Source organism: Nocardia sp. NPDC057227, from assembly GCF_042669725.1.
Lineage (GTDB): Bacteria > Actinomycetota > Actinomycetes > Mycobacteriales > Mycobacteriaceae > Nocardia > Nocardia asteroides_A.
This window is the reverse complement of record NZ_JBHUXA010000019.1, coordinates 121,534-137,943: the sequence shown is the minus strand read 5'-3', so window position 1 is coordinate 137,943 and position 16,410 is coordinate 121,534. Positions and strand designations below refer to the sequence as shown.

Annotated in this window: 14 protein-coding genes and 1 pseudogene; 5 read left to right on the top strand and 10 right to left on the bottom strand. The window is 72.8% G+C overall.

Annotation, left to right across the window (positions count from 1 at the left end; genetic code table 11):
• The 3 genes and pseudogenes from ACFUJ1_RS24585 to ACFUJ1_RS24575 form a co-directional block, all read right to left on the bottom strand.
• A pseudogene (locus ACFUJ1_RS24585) lies at window positions 1-212 on the bottom strand (hypothetical protein); the annotation flags it as partial.
• Window positions 209-490 carry a hypothetical protein gene (locus ACFUJ1_RS24580; protein WP_378649199.1) on the bottom strand — a complete coding sequence of 94 codons (282 nt, stop codon included), beginning with the start codon at window positions 488-490 and terminating at the stop codon, window positions 209-211. The pseudogene ACFUJ1_RS24585 and the gene ACFUJ1_RS24580, both read right to left, overlap by 4 nt.
• Window positions 487-987, bottom strand: coding sequence for a nuclear transport factor 2 family protein (locus ACFUJ1_RS24575; RefSeq protein ID WP_378649197.1), 501 nt, complete (start codon window positions 985-987; stop codon window positions 487-489). The genes ACFUJ1_RS24580 and ACFUJ1_RS24575 overlap by 4 nt, the downstream gene beginning before the upstream one ends.
• 57 nt (window positions 988-1,044) lie before the next feature.
• Between ACFUJ1_RS24575 and ACFUJ1_RS24570 the strand changes: the two genes are divergently transcribed.
• Both ACFUJ1_RS24570 and ACFUJ1_RS24565 read left to right on the top strand, forming a co-directional pair.
• Window positions 1,045-2,304, top strand: a complete 1,260-nt coding sequence (locus ACFUJ1_RS24570) for a cytochrome P450 (RefSeq protein WP_378649195.1) — start codon at window positions 1,045-1,047, stop codon at window positions 2,302-2,304.
• Between the two features lie 13 nt (window positions 2,305-2,317).
• The gene (locus tag ACFUJ1_RS24565) at window positions 2,318-3,034 is read left to right on the top strand and encodes an NADPH-dependent F420 reductase (protein ID WP_378649211.1); all 717 of its coding nucleotides are present in this window, start codon (window positions 2,318-2,320) and stop codon (window positions 3,032-3,034) included.
• Window positions 3,035-3,092: 58 nt separating this feature from the next.
• Here the strand turns inward: ACFUJ1_RS24565 and ACFUJ1_RS24560 are convergent, their stop codons facing one another.
• A complete protein-coding gene (locus ACFUJ1_RS24560) occupies window positions 3,093-4,541 on the bottom strand; it encodes an aldehyde dehydrogenase family protein (protein ID WP_378649193.1) in 1,449 nt (482 codons plus the stop codon).
• A 104-nt stretch (window positions 4,542-4,645) separates the two neighbouring features.
• Here ACFUJ1_RS24560 and ACFUJ1_RS24555 point away from each other — a divergent pair, with 104 nt between their 5' ends.
• Window positions 4,646-5,566, top strand: coding sequence for an MBL fold metallo-hydrolase (locus tag ACFUJ1_RS24555; RefSeq protein ID WP_378649191.1), 921 nt, complete (start codon window positions 4,646-4,648; stop codon window positions 5,564-5,566).
• A 12-nt stretch (window positions 5,567-5,578) separates the two neighbouring features.
• On the opposite strand, the gene ACFUJ1_RS24550 is transcribed toward ACFUJ1_RS24555, so the two are convergent.
• Complete coding sequence (locus ACFUJ1_RS24550; protein ID WP_378649189.1) at window positions 5,579-6,634, bottom strand: YihY/virulence factor BrkB family protein; 1,056 nt, start codon at window positions 6,632-6,634, stop codon at window positions 5,579-5,581.
• Between the two features lie 197 nt (window positions 6,635-6,831).
• Here ACFUJ1_RS24550 and ACFUJ1_RS24545 point away from each other — a divergent pair, with 197 nt between their 5' ends.
• Together ACFUJ1_RS24545 and ACFUJ1_RS24540 are read left to right on the top strand one after the other, a co-directional pair.
• Window positions 6,832-8,979: an MMPL family transporter gene (locus ACFUJ1_RS24545; protein WP_378649188.1), complete on the top strand. Its 2,148-nt coding sequence runs from the start codon at window positions 6,832-6,834 to the stop codon at window positions 8,977-8,979.
• Between the two features lie 163 nt (window positions 8,980-9,142).
• Window positions 9,143-10,066 (top strand): hypothetical protein, encoded by a 924-nt coding sequence (locus tag ACFUJ1_RS24540; protein ID WP_378649186.1) that lies wholly within the window; start codon window positions 9,143-9,145, stop codon window positions 10,064-10,066.
• Between the two features lie 4 nt (window positions 10,067-10,070).
• Here ACFUJ1_RS24540 and ACFUJ1_RS24535 read toward each other — a convergent pair whose 3' ends face one another.
• From ACFUJ1_RS24535 to ACFUJ1_RS24515, 5 genes are read right to left on the bottom strand one after another with little or no spacing between them, the layout of a single operon-like run.
• A complete protein-coding gene (locus tag ACFUJ1_RS24535) occupies window positions 10,071-11,267 on the bottom strand; it encodes an amidohydrolase (protein WP_378649184.1) in 1,197 nt (398 codons plus the stop codon).
• Between the two features lies 1 nt (window position 11,268).
• Window positions 11,269-12,876: an ABC transporter substrate-binding protein gene (locus ACFUJ1_RS24530; RefSeq protein WP_378649182.1), complete on the bottom strand. Its 1,608-nt coding sequence runs from the start codon at window positions 12,874-12,876 to the stop codon at window positions 11,269-11,271.
• Window positions 12,873-14,561: a dipeptide ABC transporter ATP-binding protein gene (locus ACFUJ1_RS24525; protein ID WP_378649180.1), complete on the bottom strand. Its 1,689-nt coding sequence runs from the start codon at window positions 14,559-14,561 to the stop codon at window positions 12,873-12,875. Before ACFUJ1_RS24525 ends, ACFUJ1_RS24530 begins: the two co-directional genes overlap by 4 nt.
• Window positions 14,558-15,382, bottom strand: a complete 825-nt coding sequence (locus tag ACFUJ1_RS24520) for an ABC transporter permease (protein ID WP_378649178.1) — start codon at window positions 15,380-15,382, stop codon at window positions 14,558-14,560. The genes ACFUJ1_RS24525 and ACFUJ1_RS24520 overlap by 4 nt, the downstream gene beginning before the upstream one ends.
• A 6-nt stretch (window positions 15,383-15,388) precedes the next feature.
• Complete coding sequence (locus tag ACFUJ1_RS24515; protein ID WP_378649176.1) at window positions 15,389-16,366, bottom strand: ABC transporter permease; 978 nt, start codon at window positions 16,364-16,366, stop codon at window positions 15,389-15,391.
• Window positions 16,367-16,410 lie beyond the last annotated feature (44 nt).

The window sequence follows — 16,410 nt, the reverse complement described above, 5'->3', positions numbered from 1 at the left end:
ACCACCGACCCGAGCAGAAGGTAGGGCACCAGCGCGGCCGCCAGCACCGGCAGCCGCGCGTCGAACGGGCTGAAGTGCAGCGCTACTCCCGCCGCCCCGGCAAGCACAGCGGCCGAGGCCGCCGGCTCGGCGCCGACTCGCAGCGCGCTCACCGTACGGCCGTCCCGGCCGCTCGGCCCACCGGCGCGGCGCCGGATTCGCAACACGCTCACGGCCGCGGCACCTCGGTCGCCCAGCGCGCCCTTCGCTCGGCGTCGGACTGCTCCCACCAGGGCGTGCCGCGCTCGCCGAGCGCCACCTTCGCCGCCTGCACGCCGTCGCGGGCCGCGCGGGCGCCCTCGGTGCGGCGCACCTCGCGCCGCCACGCCATCAGGATCGACTGCAGCTCGGCGCGGCGCTCCTCCGGGATGAGCGGGTCGGTGGCGCGCCAGCGGCGGCCCTCGACCACGATGTAGCGGCCGTCGGGGGTGTGCTCGACCTCCCGGCTCACGGGAAGGCGCCCGGGGTGAGGGTGGCGTCCGGGCCGAGCGGGCGGCGCAGCCGCCAGCGCTCGGTGAGGGTGCTCGCCGACATCAGCCAGCCGCCGTCCTCGATCCGGTACTCGTCGGCGTACTCGCCGGTCATCAGCGTCTCGGTGCGGTCGAGCAGGTTGATCTGCCGGAACTGCAGCGTCCATCGGCCGGTCGCGGTGGTCGCCGAGGTGAGCGTGATGTCCGGGTGCACGGCGTGGTGCATGTCGAAGATGACGAACTCGCCGTCGACCGTGTGCCGGGCGACCCGCCCGAAGATCGCCGCCATCGGCTCGGCGTCGTCGTAGACGCCGAGCGGGCCGTAGTCGATGCGCGCGCCGGAGCGGACGAAGCACGCCAGGAAGGCCGTGGCGTCCTTGGCATCGCAGGCCCGCAGGTACCGGTACTTGAGCTGCTTGATCGCCTCGACCCGGTCGAGGTCGCCGAGGCGAAGGGCCAGGTCGTCGGGTGCGGTCATCCCTGCACGGTAGGCGGCCGCCCGGCCGCCGCGAAACCGGTTCGTACGTTAGGGTCCGTGGCGACCGGATGCGCGGCGGCAGCGCCGCGAATCCCCCTGCGCCTCCCGGAGATCGGCTTGTCGACGACGCCAACGGATTTCGACCGCACCGACGAGCAGCGGGTACCGCTGTGGGCCGATCCGGAGCCCGACTTCGCGCAGCTGCGCGAGAAGTACGGGGCACTGGTCCCGGTCGAGCTCGCGCCCGGCGTCCCGGCGACCCTGGTGATCGGCTACCGGGTCGCGCTCTCCATCCTGAACGATCCCGAGCGCTTCCCCGCCGACCCGCGCGCCTGGGAGCCGACGGTGCCGCCGGAATGCCCGGTGCTTCCACAGCTGCGCTACCTGCCCAACGCCTCCCGCAGTGCGGGGTTCGAGCACGCTCGGCTGCGCGAAGTCCTGGTCGCGGCGCTGGACGAGGTGGATCTGCACGCGGTGCACACCGTGGTCGAGCGCACCGCGGTGCCGCTGATCAACGGCTTCGCCGCGGAGGGCGCCGCCGACCTGGTCGCCAGGTACGCGGGCCCGCTGGTCTTCGCGGTGATCAACGCGCTGCTCGGCTGCCCGCCGGAGATCAGCGCGCGGGCCGCCGCCGGGCTGGCCGACCTGCTCGGCGGCACCGAGATCGAGCGCGGCGGACAGGTCTTCCAGGAGGCGCTGGACAGTCTGGTGCAGGCCAAGCGCCAGCGGCCGGGCGCCGACGTCACCTCCGGGCTGCTGCGGCACGGCGCCGCCCTGAACGACGAGGAGCTGCTGAACCAGCTCTACCTGCTCTACGGCATCGGCACCGAACCGGTGCAGGCGCTGATCGTCAACGCGCTGCGGCTGGTGCTCACCGACGACCGCTTCGACGCCACCCTCGGCGGCGCGCTCTCCACCCGCGACGCCCTGGACCGGGTGCTGTTCCACGACCCGCCGCCGCCGAACAAGATCGTCAGCTACCCGCGCCAGCCGGTGCTGATCGGCAATACCTGGCTCGCCGCCAACCGGCCCGTTGTGATCAGCCTGACCGGCTGCAACCGGGACCCGGAGATCGCGGGCGACCACACCGGCAACCGCGCGCACCTGGCCTGGAGCGCGGGGCCGCACGCCTGCCCGGCCCGCTCCCTGGCCTACCTGATCGCGCAGACCGCCGTCGACCAGCTGCTCGACGCGCTGCCCGAACTCGAGCTCGCGGTGCCCGAGGACGAGCTGCGCAGGCAGACCGGTCCGCTCTACCGGACCATCGCCGAGCTCCCGGTCACCTTCCCGCCCGCGCCCCCGCTGCCCCCGCGCTGAACCGCGGGGGAACATTCGGCGGGCCCGCCCGGTTGCCCACTCTCGATACCGCACGATCGAGAGGAAACCCATGAAGATCGGCATCATCGGAGCAGGCGCCATCGGCGGCACGCTCACCCGCAGGCTCACCGCGCTCGGGCACGAGGTCGCGGTCGCGAACTCCCGCGATCCGGAGACGCTGGCCGAGCTGGCCGCCGAGACCGGGGCCACCGCGGTCTGGGCGAAGGACGCCGCCGCCGACGCGGAGCTGGTGATCGTCTCGATCCCGCAGCGGGCCGTGCCGGACCTGGCGCCCGGCATCGTCGCGGCGCGCCGCGACGGCGCGCCGGTCATCGAGACCAACAACTACTACCCGCAGCAGCGCGACGGCCTGATCGAGCGGATCGAGCGGGGCACGACCGAGAGCGACTGGGTGGCCGAGCAGCTGGGCGCGCCCGTGGTGAAGGTCTTCAACACCATCTGGTGGAAGCGGCTGCTGGAGAACGGCGTCCCCGCGGGCACCTCCGGCCGGATCGCGCTGCCGATCGCCGGGGACGACGCGGAGGCCAAGCGCGTGGTGAGCGCGCTGGTCGACGAGCTCGGCTTCGACCCGGTCGACGCGGGCACGCTCGCCGAGTCCTGGCGCCAGCATCCCGGAACCCCGGTGTACGGCAAGGACTTCGACGCCGAGCGGACGAAGGCCGCGCTCGCGGAGGCGAGCGCCGAGCGGACCGCGGAGTGGCGCGCCTGAACCGGGCCGCGCCGGGCGCCGGACCGGCGTCGAGCGCCGCCCGGCTCCGGACCGGCGCTCAGTGGCCGATGTAGACCGACTTGACGTTGAAGTAGGACTCCAGCCCCTTCTTGCCGCGCTCCCCGCCCCAGCCGGACTGCTTGTGCCCGCAGATCGGCATGGACGGGTCGGAGGCGAGCGCCGAGTTCACCCAGACCTGGCCCGCGCGCAGCTCGTTCACCACGCGGTGCGCGCGCCCCAGATTCTCGGTCCAGACGGAGCCCGCCAGCCCGTAGTGGGTGTCGTTCGCGGCGGCGATCACCTCGTCCTCGTCGTCGAACGGGATCACCGAGCCGACCGGGCCGAAGATCTCCTCGCGGATGAGCCGCATGTCCGGGGTGGTGCCGGTGACGATGGTGGCCTCGTAGAAGTAGCCCTTGCGGTCGAGCGGCTTGCCGCCGGTGATCACCTCGGCGCCGCCCGCGACGCCCTCCCGCACGATGGAGTCGACCCGGGTGCGCTGCTTCTCGCTGATCAGCGGCCCGAGCACCGAGTTCGGGTCCTCGCTGCCACCCATCGGGAGCATCTGCGCGAAGCCGGCCAGCCCCTCGACCACCCGGTCGAAGATGCCGCGCTGCACGTACATCCGCGAGGTGCACGAGCAGTTCTGCCCGGAGCCGGCCAGCAGCCCCATGGCCGCGCCCATGATCGCCTTGTCCAGGTTCGCGTCGTCGAACATGATCAGCGGTGACTTGCCGCCGAGCTCGAGCGTGAGCCGCTTGAGGTTGCCCGCGGCGGCCTTGACGATCAGCTTGCCGACCTCGGTGGAGCCGGTGAAGGCGATCTTGTCCACGTCCGGGTGCGCGGTCAGCGCGGCGCCGGTGGTCTCGCCGTAGCCGGTGATGACGTTCAGCACGCCGTCCGGCAGCCCGGCCTCGCGGAAGATCTCCTCCAGCTTCAGCGCGCTGAGCGGGGTCTCCTCGGCGGGCTTGAGCACGGCGCTGCACCCGGCGGCCAGCGCGGGCGCGACCTTCAGCATGGCGATGAAGAACGGGCCGTTCCACGGGATGATCAGCCCGACCACGCCGACCGGCTCCAGCTGGGTGAAGGTGTGGTAGTTCTCGAAGGTGCCGAGCAGGCCGTCGGAGACCAGGTTGGCCGACTCGCCGTGGATCTTGCCGACCCAGCCCGCGTAGTACACCAGCATCTCCTGCGAGACCTTGATGATGTGCCGCGCGGCGGTGGCGTTCATGCCGTTGTCCTGCGCCTCCAGCTCGGCGAGCTCGTCGGTGCGGGCCTTGATGATCTCGGCGGCGCGGAACAGCACGTCGGCGCGGTGCGCGGCGGGCAGCTTGCGCCAGACGCCCGATTCGAAGGTCTCCCGCGCCCGCGCCACCGCTTCGTCGACCGCGCGCTGATCCGAATCGGCGACCTCGGCGATCTGCTGCTCGGTGGACGGGTTGTAGACCGGGATGATCCCCGAGCTCGGGCTCTCGACCACGGGTTCGACGTCGACGGTGCTGCTCACAGTTGCTCATCCTCCGCATTGCTGGTTCTGCGCGACTACCGAGGAGAATATCACTCTCACTGGACGGAAATGAAGCTCTTGTCGGGTGGCGCTACGGTGTCCCGATGCGCCCGAAGCTCGGCAGGCCGGATCTGCGCGGGTACGCCGCCCGCTTCGACGTCCCCGCGGCGGGCCCGGGCTCGCCGCTCACGCTGACCTGGCTCGGCGTGACCACGCTGCTGATCGACGACGGCGCGGGCGCGCTGCTCACCGACGGTTTCTTCTCCCGGCCGTCGCTGGCGGCGGTGGCGCTGCGCCGCATCGCGCCCGACCCCGGCCGGATCGCGGCCTGCCTGGAGCGGGCCGGGATCCGCGAGCTGGCGGCGGTGCTGCCGGTGCACACCCACTTCGACCACGCGCTCGATTCGGCGGCGGTGGCGGCACGCACCGGGGCGGTGCTGGCCGGCGGCGGCTCGGTGGCCGAGATCGGCCGCGGCGGCGGCCTTCCCGCGGCGCGGATCGTGCTCGCCACCAGCGGCGAGCCGCTGACCTTCGGCGACTTCGACGTGCTCCCGATCGAATCCGAGCACTGCCCGCCGGACCGCTTCCCCGGCCCGATCACCGCGCCCGTGGTGCCGCCGGTCCGGCTCTCGGCCTACCGCTGCGGCGAGGCGTGGTCGACCTTCGTGCACCACCGGCCCAGCGGGCGGCGGCTGCTGGTGCAGGGCAGCGCCGGGTTCGTGCCGGGGGCGCTGGCCGGGCAGCGCGCCGAGGTGGTCTACCTCGGGGTGGGGCAGCTCGGGCTGCAATCCGAGCGCTACCTCACCGAGTACTGGACCGAGACCGTGCGTGCCGTCGGCGCCCGCCGCGTGGTCCTGACCCACTGGGACGACTTCTTCCGCCCGCTCGACCGCCCGCTGCGCGCGCTCCCCTACACCGGCGACGACCTGGACGTCAGCATGCGCGTCCTCACCGAGCTCGCCGCGCGCGACGGCATCCCGCTGCACCTGCCGACGCTGTGGGAGCGCGCCGACCCCTGGGCGTGAACTCGCGCGCCGTCAGGAGCGGCGCTTCGCCGCCGCCTCGGCCGCCGTGCGCTCGTCGTCGGGAAGCTTGCGGGTGTCCCGCGGCTCGGCGAAGGGCCGCACGTCCTCGGGCAACCCGCCCGCGATGGCCTTGCCGTGGTCCAGCTCGGCATTGATCTCCGCGCCGAGCAGCAGCGCGATATTGGTCAGCCAGAGCCAGACCAGGAAGATCACCACGCCGGCCAGCGAGCCGTAGGTCTTGTCGTAGGAGGAGAAGTTGGCGATGTAGAGCGCGAAGCCCACCGAGATGAGCAGCCAGATGAGCACCGCGATCACGCCGCCGGGGCTGACCCACCTGATGCCGCCCTGGCGTGCGTTCGGGCTGGCCCAGAAGAGGATCGCGAGCAGCACCGACACCAGCACGAAGAGCACCGGCCACTTGGCGATGCTCCACACCGTCACCGCGGTGTCGCCGAGCTTCAGGAACTCGCCGATCTGCGCGGCGACCGGCCCGCTGGCGACCACGATCGCGGTGCACACCACCAGCAGGATCACCGCGACCACGGTGACGCCGAGCCGGATCGGGACGGTCTTCCAGATCGGGCGCCCCTCGCCGATCCCGTAGACCACGTTCGAGGCGCGCATGAAGGCCGCGACGTAGCCCGACGCCGACCACAGCGCCACCGCGAGGCCGAGGATCGCGCCGAGCCCGGCGCTCTGCTTGTTGCTCTGCGCCTGCTCCATCAGGGTGCGCACGAAGTCGGCGCTGGAGCCGGGTGCGAGCTGCTGGGCCTGGTTCACCAGCTCGTCGGCGGCGGCCGGGCCGAGCAGGCCGAGCAGCGAGACCAGGACGATCAGGCCGGGCACGATGGAGAGCACCGCGTAGTAGGTGAGCGCGGCGGCCAGATCGGACAGATTGTCGCGCTGGAATTCCTTCGCCGCGCGCTTGACCACCGCGAGCAGCGACGGCTTCGACAGCGCCGCCGGGCTGCGCGGTTCGTCCGGGTCCAGGTCCGGCCGCGCGCCGGTCTCGGTCGCCTGTCCTGCTTCGTTCCGCTGCCGGTCCGGCCCGCCGTGCTCCGTGCTCATACCGGGTCGGTGCCCCGGGTGCCCGGCGGTAAACCCGCCGCTGCCGGATATTCGATCGCGCACCGCCCGCGGGTCTGCCAGCATGGCATCGCCCGTCGTGCCCCGCGACGTCGTAGAGTTGCCACGTCCGCGCGCTCCGCTCGAGCGAATCGCGCTCCCGCTCAGCTATTTCCGGATCCGAAAGGGGATCGAGGCCCATGTTCGCACGGCTCGGATCGGTGGTCGTCCACCATCCGCTGAAGGTGATCGGCCTGTGGATACTGCTGGCGGTCGCGGTGGTGACCGCGGCTCCGGCACTGGAATCGACCACCGACCAATCCGCCTTCCTGCCCGCGCATTACGAGTCCATCCAGGCGATGGAGACGCAGCAGGAGGCGTTCCCGGACAGCTCGGCGCCCGCGGCGATCATCGTCTTCGCCAGGCAGGACGGCGCGCCGCTGACCGATCCGGACGCGGCGGCGGTGCTCCGCGTCGGCACCGAACTGCAGGACGCGAAGATCCCGGACGTCGTCGCCCTCACGCCGGTGCCGCCGTCGGAGAACCGGCTGATCCAGATCATCGCGGTGCAGATGACGAAGGTGACCGACCCGAGCGACCCGGCGCAGACCGACGCGGTGCAGGCGCTGCGCGACGCGCTGCGCGAGCGGGTGACCGGCACCGAGCTGCGCGCGGGCATCACCGGCCAGGCCGCGCAGATCCTGGACCAGCAGGAATCCAGCGAGCGGGGGCTGGCCATCGTCGGCATCGCCACCATCGTGCTGATCCTGGTGCTGCTGCTGGTCATCTTCCGCAGCCCGGTGATCGCGCTGCTCCCGGTCGTCGTGATCGGCGCCGTCTCCAGCATGGTGAACGGGCTGATCGGCACGGTGGCGAAGGTCTTCGACCTGCAGATCGACGCGTCGATCAGCGCGATCCTGCTGGTCGTGCTCTTCGGCGTCGGCACCGACTACATCCTGTTCCTGATGTTCCGCTACCGCGAGCAGCTGCGGGCGGGCGACGACCCGAAGACCGCCATGGTCAATGCCGTCGCCCGGGTGGGCGAGGCGATCACCTCGGCCGCGGGCGCGGTGATCATCGCCTTCCTCGCGCTGCTGCTCTCCACGCTCGGCATGTTCCGGGCGATGGGGCCGGCGCTGGCGATCGCGGTCGCGGTGGCGCTGGCCGCCGGGCTGACGCTGGTGCCCGCGGTGGTCTCGCTGCTCGGCACGAAGGTGTTCTGGCCGTCGAAGAGCTGGCAGCACGAGCCGACCGGGACCAGGTTCCGCGCGGCGGGCGCCGCGCTCGGCGCCAGGCCCGCGCTCTTCGCCGCGGTCTCCGGCGGGCTGCTGGTGGTGCTCGGCGTGTTCGCGCTCGGCTTCCACCCGACCTTCGACCTCAGCTCCGGCTCCACCTCGGCGGAGTCCGAATCCGTCGTCTACAGCCGGGAACTGGTGAAGGGCATGCCCGCGGGCGTCACCCAGCCCTCGGACGTGCTGCTGCGCTCCGGCGGGGGCGCGCTCACCGCCGAGCAGCTCGGCGCCTACCGCAGCGCGCTGGCCGGGGTACCCGGGGTCGGGCAGGTGGCCGAGCCGAAGCTCTCCGCCGACCGGTCGATCGCCGACTTCTCGGTCACGCTCTCCGACGCGCCCGAATCCGATGCCGCGCTGGCCACCGTCGAGGGGCCGCTGCGGGAGACCGCGCACGCCGCGGCTCCCCCCGGCGCCACCGCCGCCGTCGGCGGGCTGACCTCGGTCTTCGTCGACTTCCAGGCCGCCATGGCGCGCGACTACTCGATCGTGTTCCCGGTGGCGGCGGTGCTGATCATGATCGTGCTCGGGCTGCTGCTGCGCAGCCTGGTCGCGCCGTGGTACCTGATGGTCTCGGTGTTCCTCGGCTTCGCGGCGACGCTCGGCGCGACGGTGCTGGTCTTCCAGCACGCGCAGGGCGAGTCCGGGCTGATCTTCACGCTGCCGTTGATCATGTACCTGTTCGTCGTCGCGCTCGGCACCGACTACAACATCCTCATGGTGGCGCGGCTGCGCGAGGAGGCGCGGGCGGGCGTCGAGCCGAAACAGGCCGCGGCGCTCGCCGTCCGGCACACCGGGCCGACCATCGCGGCGGCCGGGGTGATCCTGGCGGGCACCTTCGCCTCGATGCTGCTGGCGGGCAATACCGTGCTCGCCCAGATGGGGTTCGCCATCTCGGTCGGGATCGGCATCGCCGCCTTCGTCATGGCGATGTTCTTCACCCCCGCGCTCACCGCGCTCATCGGGCACGCCGCGTGGTGGCCGGGGCACGCCGATCGCGGGCCCGAGCCGAAGCCGGAGGCCGCGACTCCCGAACCCGCGACACCGGCCGCGGACTGACCCGAACCGGCCGGTATCGCGTGCTGCGATACCGGCCGGTCGTGTCCCCTGTCCGGCCGACATACCCGCGTGGCGCAGCGAAACCCGAGTCGCCGGGAGTTCGCCACGGCTACGCTTCAGCCCCTGGCCGAGCGGGGGCTCGGGAGCGAAGGGGAGGTCTGCCATGAGTACACCGGTGACACTGGAGATTCCGACTGCGGCGCAGGAGGTGGTCACCCCGGAGAAGCTGGCACCCGACGACCGGGCCGCGTTCGAACAGGGCAAATCGGTTCGCTCGCTGGTCATCATCCGGTTCGTGGCCGGGCTGGTCGGGGTGCTGCTCCCGCTGGCGTTGATCGGGGTCGACTTCGTCTTCCTCGGCCAGAGCTGCGTGCGGGTGCGCGGCTCGCTGAGCGCCTACTACCACTCCGGCGCGCGGGACATCTTCGTGCTCGGGCTGGGGATCGTCGGCTTCCTGCTGGCCGCCTACAAGATCACCCGCGCCACGCTCGGCAATGTGTTCAGCCTGACCGCCGGGCTCGCCATCATCGGAGTGGCGACGCTGCCGACGGGGCGGCCCGGCCCGGTCCCGGCGGGCGAGTGCGGCAGCGGGGGCGCCGAAGCGGCGCTCACCCCGCTGCAGCAGCGCTTCGACGAGGACACGGTGGCGACCTGGCACGGCTGGTGCGCCGTGATCGCGTTCCTCGCCTTCGCCGCCATCTGCTTCTACACCGCCTTCCGGGACCGGAAGTACCCCATGCTCCGGCCCGCGCAGGTGCGGGCGCGGCCGCGGTGGCGCCGGCTGGAGGGCCTCTTCGCGGCACTGGACAACCGGATCGGCTGGCAGTTCCACCTGGTGTGCGGGGTGCTCATCCTCGCAGCCATCGGCTTCTTCGCGATCACCGCCGTCGCCGGCATCGACGAACTTCCCGGCGGGTTCGGTCCGACCTGGGTGGTCGAGGTCGCCGGGATCATGATCTTCTCCGCCTCCTGGTTCGCCAAGGGCCTGGACGACTACTTCTCGCGCAGGGAACCGCTCTCCCCCTGCGTCACCCGCACGGTCGAGGATGCCGTCGTCGCGGCGGCGGCCGAGCCGGCGCGGGCGTAGCGGGCTACCCGGCGGCCGCCGTGACCGCGGGCACGAACTCGGCGAAGAAGCGGCGCGCCACGGTGACCAGCCCCGCGACCCCGAGCGGCAGCGCCTGCTCGGGGTCGGGCGCGTAGCGCGGGCTGTGCCCGTTCGGCGGCGGCTCGTCGCCCGCCACCGCCGGTGCGAGCCCGCCGCCGAAGAACCAGAACACCGACGGCACCCCGAAGTGCGTGCCGAGATCGCCGAAGTCCTCGGAGCCGGTGAGCGGCTGCACCTCGCCGACCCGCTCGGCGCCGAACTCCGCGCTGAGCGCATCGTGCACGAGGGCGTGCGCCGCCGGGTCGTTCACATTGCGCGGGAAGGCGACGATGTGCTCGATCTCCGGCTCCCCTTCCAGCCCGCTGATCGCGGCCTCGCCGCGCACGATCCGCGCCACCGACCGCTCGATCAGCCCGCGCACCTCGTCGTCGAAGGAGCGCGCGTTCACGGTGAAGGTCACCGTGTCCGGGATGATGTTGCTGACGGTGCCGCCGTGCAGGCTGCCGACGGTCACCACCGCCGGGCGGTCCGGCGGGACCTCCCTGGCGACGATGGTCTGCAGCCGCAGCACGATGGTGGCGGCCAGCACGATCAGGTCGGCGGTGCGGTGCGGGGCGGCGGCGTGCCCGCCGGGGCCGCGCAGCGTGACCTGCCAGGTGTCCGCGCCGGCCTGCAGCACCCCGGCCCGCGACGCCAGGTGTCCGGCCGGGATCTGCGTCGAATTGTGATGCCCGAGCACGACATCGGGGACGGGGTGGCCGTCGAAGATGCCGGAGGCGGTGAGCGTGCGGGCGCCGTTGCCGACCTCCTCGGCGGGCTGGAAGATCGCCACCAGCGTGCCCGACCAGGTGTCGCGGGCGGCGAGCAGCTCGTCGATCGCCCCGATCAGCGCGGTGATGTGCACGTCGTGGCCGCAGGCGTGCATGGCGGCGCCGGTGGCGGTGTAGGGCAGCCCGGTCCGCTCGGTGATCGGCAGCGCGTCGATGTCGGCGCGCAGCGCGACCACCGGGCCGTCGCCGTTCACCAGCGAGCCGACCACCCCGGTCACGGCGTCGGAGGTGCTGACCCGCAGCCCGCGCTCGGTCAGCAGCTCGGCGATCCGCGCGGTGGTGCGGTATTCGGCGAAGGCGACCTCGGGGTGCCGGTGGAACTCCTCGTAGAGGGTGCGCAGCGCGGTCATGTCAGCTCTTCCAGACGTCGTAGAGGAAGGGAACCGAGGTGCCGGTGACGGTGATGCCGTGCACCGATTTCTGCGCGGCGAAGATGCGCTGCACCGGGTAGAGCGGCAGCGAGTACGCCTGGTCGATGACTCGGCGCTGCACCGATTCGTAGACCTGCTGTCGCTCCGGGCCGTCCGGCAGCCGGGAGCCCTGCTGCAGCAGCGCCTCCAGCTCCGCGTCGCCGGGGCGGGCGAAGGTGTAGCCGTTGGGCGGCTCGAAGGCGGCCGAGTACACCGTGCGCGCGATGTCCGGGTCGGCGCGGAAGTAGCTGTGCACGTGCAGGTCGTACTCGCCCGCGTTGATCTTCGTGTTCCAGGTGGAGCGGTCGAAGGTCTGGATCTGCAGGTCGAAGCCGGCCTTGCGGACCTCCTGCTGGATGGATTGCAGCAGCGAGAGCTGGTCCTGCGGCGGGTCGGGGAAGGTGAAGACGACGGGGCGCAGCGGGCGGCCGTCCTTCGCCCGGATGCCGTCACCGCCCTTCTGCCAGCCCGCGCCGTCCAGCAACCGGTTCGCCTTGTCGACGTCGAAGCCGTAGCGCTGCGCCACCGAGGCGTCGAAGTAGCGGGTGGTCTCGGAGAACGGGCCGGTGGCGGGCTCCAGCTGGTTGAAGAAGGCCGCCGGGACCAGCGTCTGCACGTCCACCGCGCTCTGGAACGCCTGGCGCACCGCGAGGTCGCCGAAGATCGGCGAGCGGGCGTTGATGGCGATCGCGGTGGCGATGCCGGGCGCGGTGTAGTCGAGCACCTGCAGCGCCGGATTCGCCTTGATGGCGGCGAGCTGCGGGGCGGCGATATCGCGCACCAGGTCGTACTGCTGGGAGGAGAGCCCGCCGACCCGCACCGAGCCCTCGGTGGCGATCACGAACTCGACCCGCTCCAGGTAGGCGTCACCGCTGTGCTGCGCGCCCTCGAACGGCCAGGCGTAGCCTGCCCGGCGGGAGAGGCTGTAGCTCTGCCCCTTGACCGCCTTGTCCAGCACGAACGGGCCGGAGCCGACGATGCTGCCGCAGGTGTCCTTGCCCGCGGCGGCCAGGTAGGTGGGCGACTGGATGCCGAGGTAGGCCAGCGAGAGCCCCTGCAGCAGCGAGGTGACCGGGGTGCGCAGCGTGATCCGCAGGGTCAGCGGGTCGAGCACGTCACCGGCGGTGTACTCGCCGATCAGCGAGGCGGCGTAGCTGGAGCCGGTCTGCGGGTTCTTGATCCGGTCGAAGTTGTACTTCACCGCGGCGGCGTCCAGCGGGGTGCCGTCGCTGAAGGTGACGCCCTCGCGCAGGGTGAAGGTGTACTGCAGCAGGTCGGGGGAGACGGTCCAGGACTTCGCCAGCCAGGGGCGGGGCTTGCCCTCGGTGTCGAAGTAGACCAGCGAGTCCACGATCTGGCCCGCGACCACCGAGTTGCTCGGCGACTTGGCCGGGTCCAGGCAGTCGATGTCCTGGCCGAGCGCGTAGGTCAGGGTGCCGCCGGAGCGCGGCGGGCCCGCGTCCCCCTCGGTCGAGCCCGATCCGCCACAGCCGGCGAGCAGCAGCGCGGCCGCTGTCGCGAGGGTGGCGGCACGGATCAACGGTTTCATCGTTCTCCTCGGGTAGCGGCGGCGATCCGGGGCACGGCGTCCAGCAGTGCCCTCGTGTACGGGTGGCGGGGTGCGCGGTACACCTCGGTGACGTCGCCGGTCTCGACCGCGGCGCCGCGCTCGAGGACGAGCACCCGGTCCGAGACGTGGTGCACGACGCCGAGGTCGTGCGAGACGAAGAGCACCGATGTGCCGAAGCGGTGCTGCAGCTCGGCGATCAGGTCGAGCACCTGCGCCTGCACCGAGACGTCGAGCGCGGAGACCGGCTCGTCGCAGATCAGGATCTCCGGGTCGGCGGCGAGCGCCCTGGCGATGGCGACCCGCTGCCGCTGCCCGCCGGAGAGGTGCGCGGGGCGGCGCGCGGCCAGCGCGGGGTCCAGCCCGACCGCCGCCAGCAGCCCGGGCACGGTGTGCCGCTCGGCTGGCGGGCGGCGGCTGACCGCGATGCCGTCGGCGAGCAGCCGCGCCACCGGGTAGCGCGGGTCGAAGGAGCTCAGCGGGTCCTGCGAGACGAACTGGACGCGGTGCCGGTCCGGGCGCCGCGCCCGCTCCGGCAGCGGGTTCCACGGCTTGCCGTGCAGCTCTACGGTGCCGGTGTCCGGGGTGAGCAGCCCGAGCACGATGCGCATGAGCGTGGTCTTGCCGGACCCGGATTCGCCGACCACGCCGAGCGTCTCACCGGCCCGCACCACGAGGTCGACGTCGTGCAGCGCGTGCCTGGTGTGGCCGCTGCGGCCGCGGAAGGACTTGCCGATGCCCTTCGCGCGCAGCACGATCCGGTCCTCGATCCGCCGGGCGGGCGCGGGCTGCCTGGCCGCCCCCTCCTCGGCGCCCTCCGGGGCGCTGAGCCGGAAGCCGCGCGCCTCGGCGGTCGGCACCGCGCGCAGCAGCCTGCGGGTGTAGGGGTGCACCGGGTTCGCGAAGACCGCGCCCGGCTCGCCCTCCTCCACCGCGACCCCGCGGTGCAGCACCGTGACGGTGTCGGCGATCTCGGCGACCAGCGAGAGGTCGTGGCTGATCAGCAGCAGCGCCGCCCCGGCCGCGACCTTGCCGCGGAGCAGGTCGAGAAGCTGCCGCTGCACGGTGGCGTCCAGCGCGGTGGTCGGCTCGTCGGCGATGATCACCTCGGGGTCCCGTGCCACCGCGGTGGCGATGAGGGCGCGCTGGCGCAGCCCGCCGGAGAGTTCGTGCGAGTACTGGTCGAGCCGGGTCTCCGGCTCGGGAATGCCCGCGGCGGCGAGCAGGCCGAGCACCGCGGTGTCGTCGCGCCGCGCCCGGCGCAGCCGGGTGGCCGGGTGCAGCGCCTCGGTGACCTCCTGGCGGATGGTGCGCAGCGGGTCCAGCGAGACCAGGGCGTCCTGCAGGACGGTGCCGATATTGCCGCCGCGCAGCCGCCGCCAGTCGGCGGGGCGGAAGGCGCGCAGGTCGCGGCCGTCGAAGCTGAGCACCTCGGCGGTGATCTCGGCGTGCTCACCCGCCAGCCCGAGCAGCGAGCGCGCCGTCACCGACTTGCCCGAGCCGGACTCCCCCACCAGCGCGTGGCAGCGCCCCGGCCGCAGCTCGAAGGAGAGGCCGTCGACCACCCGCTGTCCGCCGAACGCCACCGCGAGGTCGCGCACCCGCACCAGCGGCTCGGTCGCGGGTGCCGTCGTCGGCGGCGCCGACGTGGTGCCCGGCGCGCTCACCGCGGCCGCCCTTCGAAGCGGCGCTGCAGCCGCCTGCCGAGCACGGTGATCACCGCGACCGAGATCAGGATGGCGAGGCCGGGGAAGACCCCGAGCCACCAGCCGAGCCCGATGTAGTCGCGGCTCTCGGAGAGCATGGCGCCCCACTCCGGGGTCGGCGGGGTGGGGCCGAGCTGCAGGAAGCTCAGCCCGGCGGCGGCGATCACGGCGGTGCCGGTGCCGATGGTGCCGAGCGCGACCACCGGGCCGAGCACGTTCGGCACGATGTGCTTGAGCACCCGCCGCGGGTACGAGATGCCCTGCGTGACCGCCACTTCCAGCCAGCCGGAGTGCCGGAGCACGAACACCTGGGCGCGCACCACCCTGGCGAAGCGCGGGATCGAGGCCACCCCGATGGCGACCACCACGTTCAGCGGCCCCGGCCCGACGATGGCGATCACCACCAGCGCTAGGAGCACCTCGGGGAAGGCGTTCACCACGTCCAGCAGCCGGGTCACGGTCTCGTCGATCAGCCGCGGCGCCAGCCCGGAGAGGGTGCCGATCACGATGCCGGCCAGCGCGGCCAACAGCACCGCCCCGACGCCGACCGCGAGCGAGTACTTGGCGCCGTGCAGCACCCTGGCCAGCACGTCGCGGCCGATCTGGTCGGTGCCGAAGGGGTGGCCGAGCGAGGGCGGCCGCAGCACCAGCTTCGGGTCGGAGGCGAGCGGCGAGCGCCGGGTGACCAGGATCGGCGCGACCGCGATCACCGCGATGGCGCCCGCGAGCAGCAGCGGGGTGCGCAGGCCGGTGCGGTCCCGGCCGGGAAGGGCGAGTGTCATGGCCACCTATGTGATTCGGGGATCGATGAGCCGGTGCAGCGCGTCGAGCAGGCCGCCGACGACGACGTAGATCAGGGCCGAGATCAGCACCACCGACATGACGATCGGCATGTCCCGGTTGAGCACCCCCTGCAGCGCGATCTGGCCCAGCCCCGGCCTGCCGAAGACCGCCTCGGTGAGGACGGCGCCGCCGAGCAGCCCGCCGACGAACCAGCCGGCCACGTTCAGCGCGGGCCCCGCCGCGTGCCGCAGCACGTGCACCAGCGCCAGCCGGGGTTCGGTGACGCCGCGGGCCCGCACCGAGGTGACGAAGGGCTGCTCCAGCGTGCGCTCCACGCCCTCGCGCAGCACCTGGGAGAGCACCGCGGCCAGCGGCAGCGCCAGCGCGAAGGCGGGCAGCACCAGGCTCTGCGGGCCGTTCGCGCCGGAGACCGGGAACCAGCCGAGGGTGAAGGAGAAGAGCGTCAGCAGCAGGATGCCGAGCCAGAACACCGGGGTGGAGACCAGCACCAGCTCGACGGCCTGCACCGCCGCGTGCAGCAGCCGCTGCCTGGCCGTCACCAGTACCCCGGCCAGCACCGCGAGCGCGATCGCCAGCACCGCCGCGGCCAGCGCGAGCTCGACGGTGGCGCCGATCTGGCCCGCGATCACCTCCGAGACCGGACGGCGCAGCTGGTAGGAGGTGCCGAGGTCGCCGCGCAGCAGATCGCCGAGGTAGGTCAGGTAGCGCAGCGCCACCGGCCGGTCCAGCCCGAGGTCGGCGGCGACCGCGGCCCTGGTCGCCGCGTCGGAGACGCCGTCGCCGCCGCCGAGCATATTGGCGACCGGGTCGCCCCCGGCCAGCTCCAGGACCACGAAGGTCGTCGTCGCCGAGAGCCACAGCACCGCGACGGCGCCGACGACGCGCACCAGCAGCCACCCGGCGAAGCCGCGCAGCCTCCGGTGCGCACGGCCGGGTGCCCCGGCTTCCGCAGTCGACGTCATGGGGACTCATCCTGGAACCCGCCGCCGGGCCGGACCATCCTCCG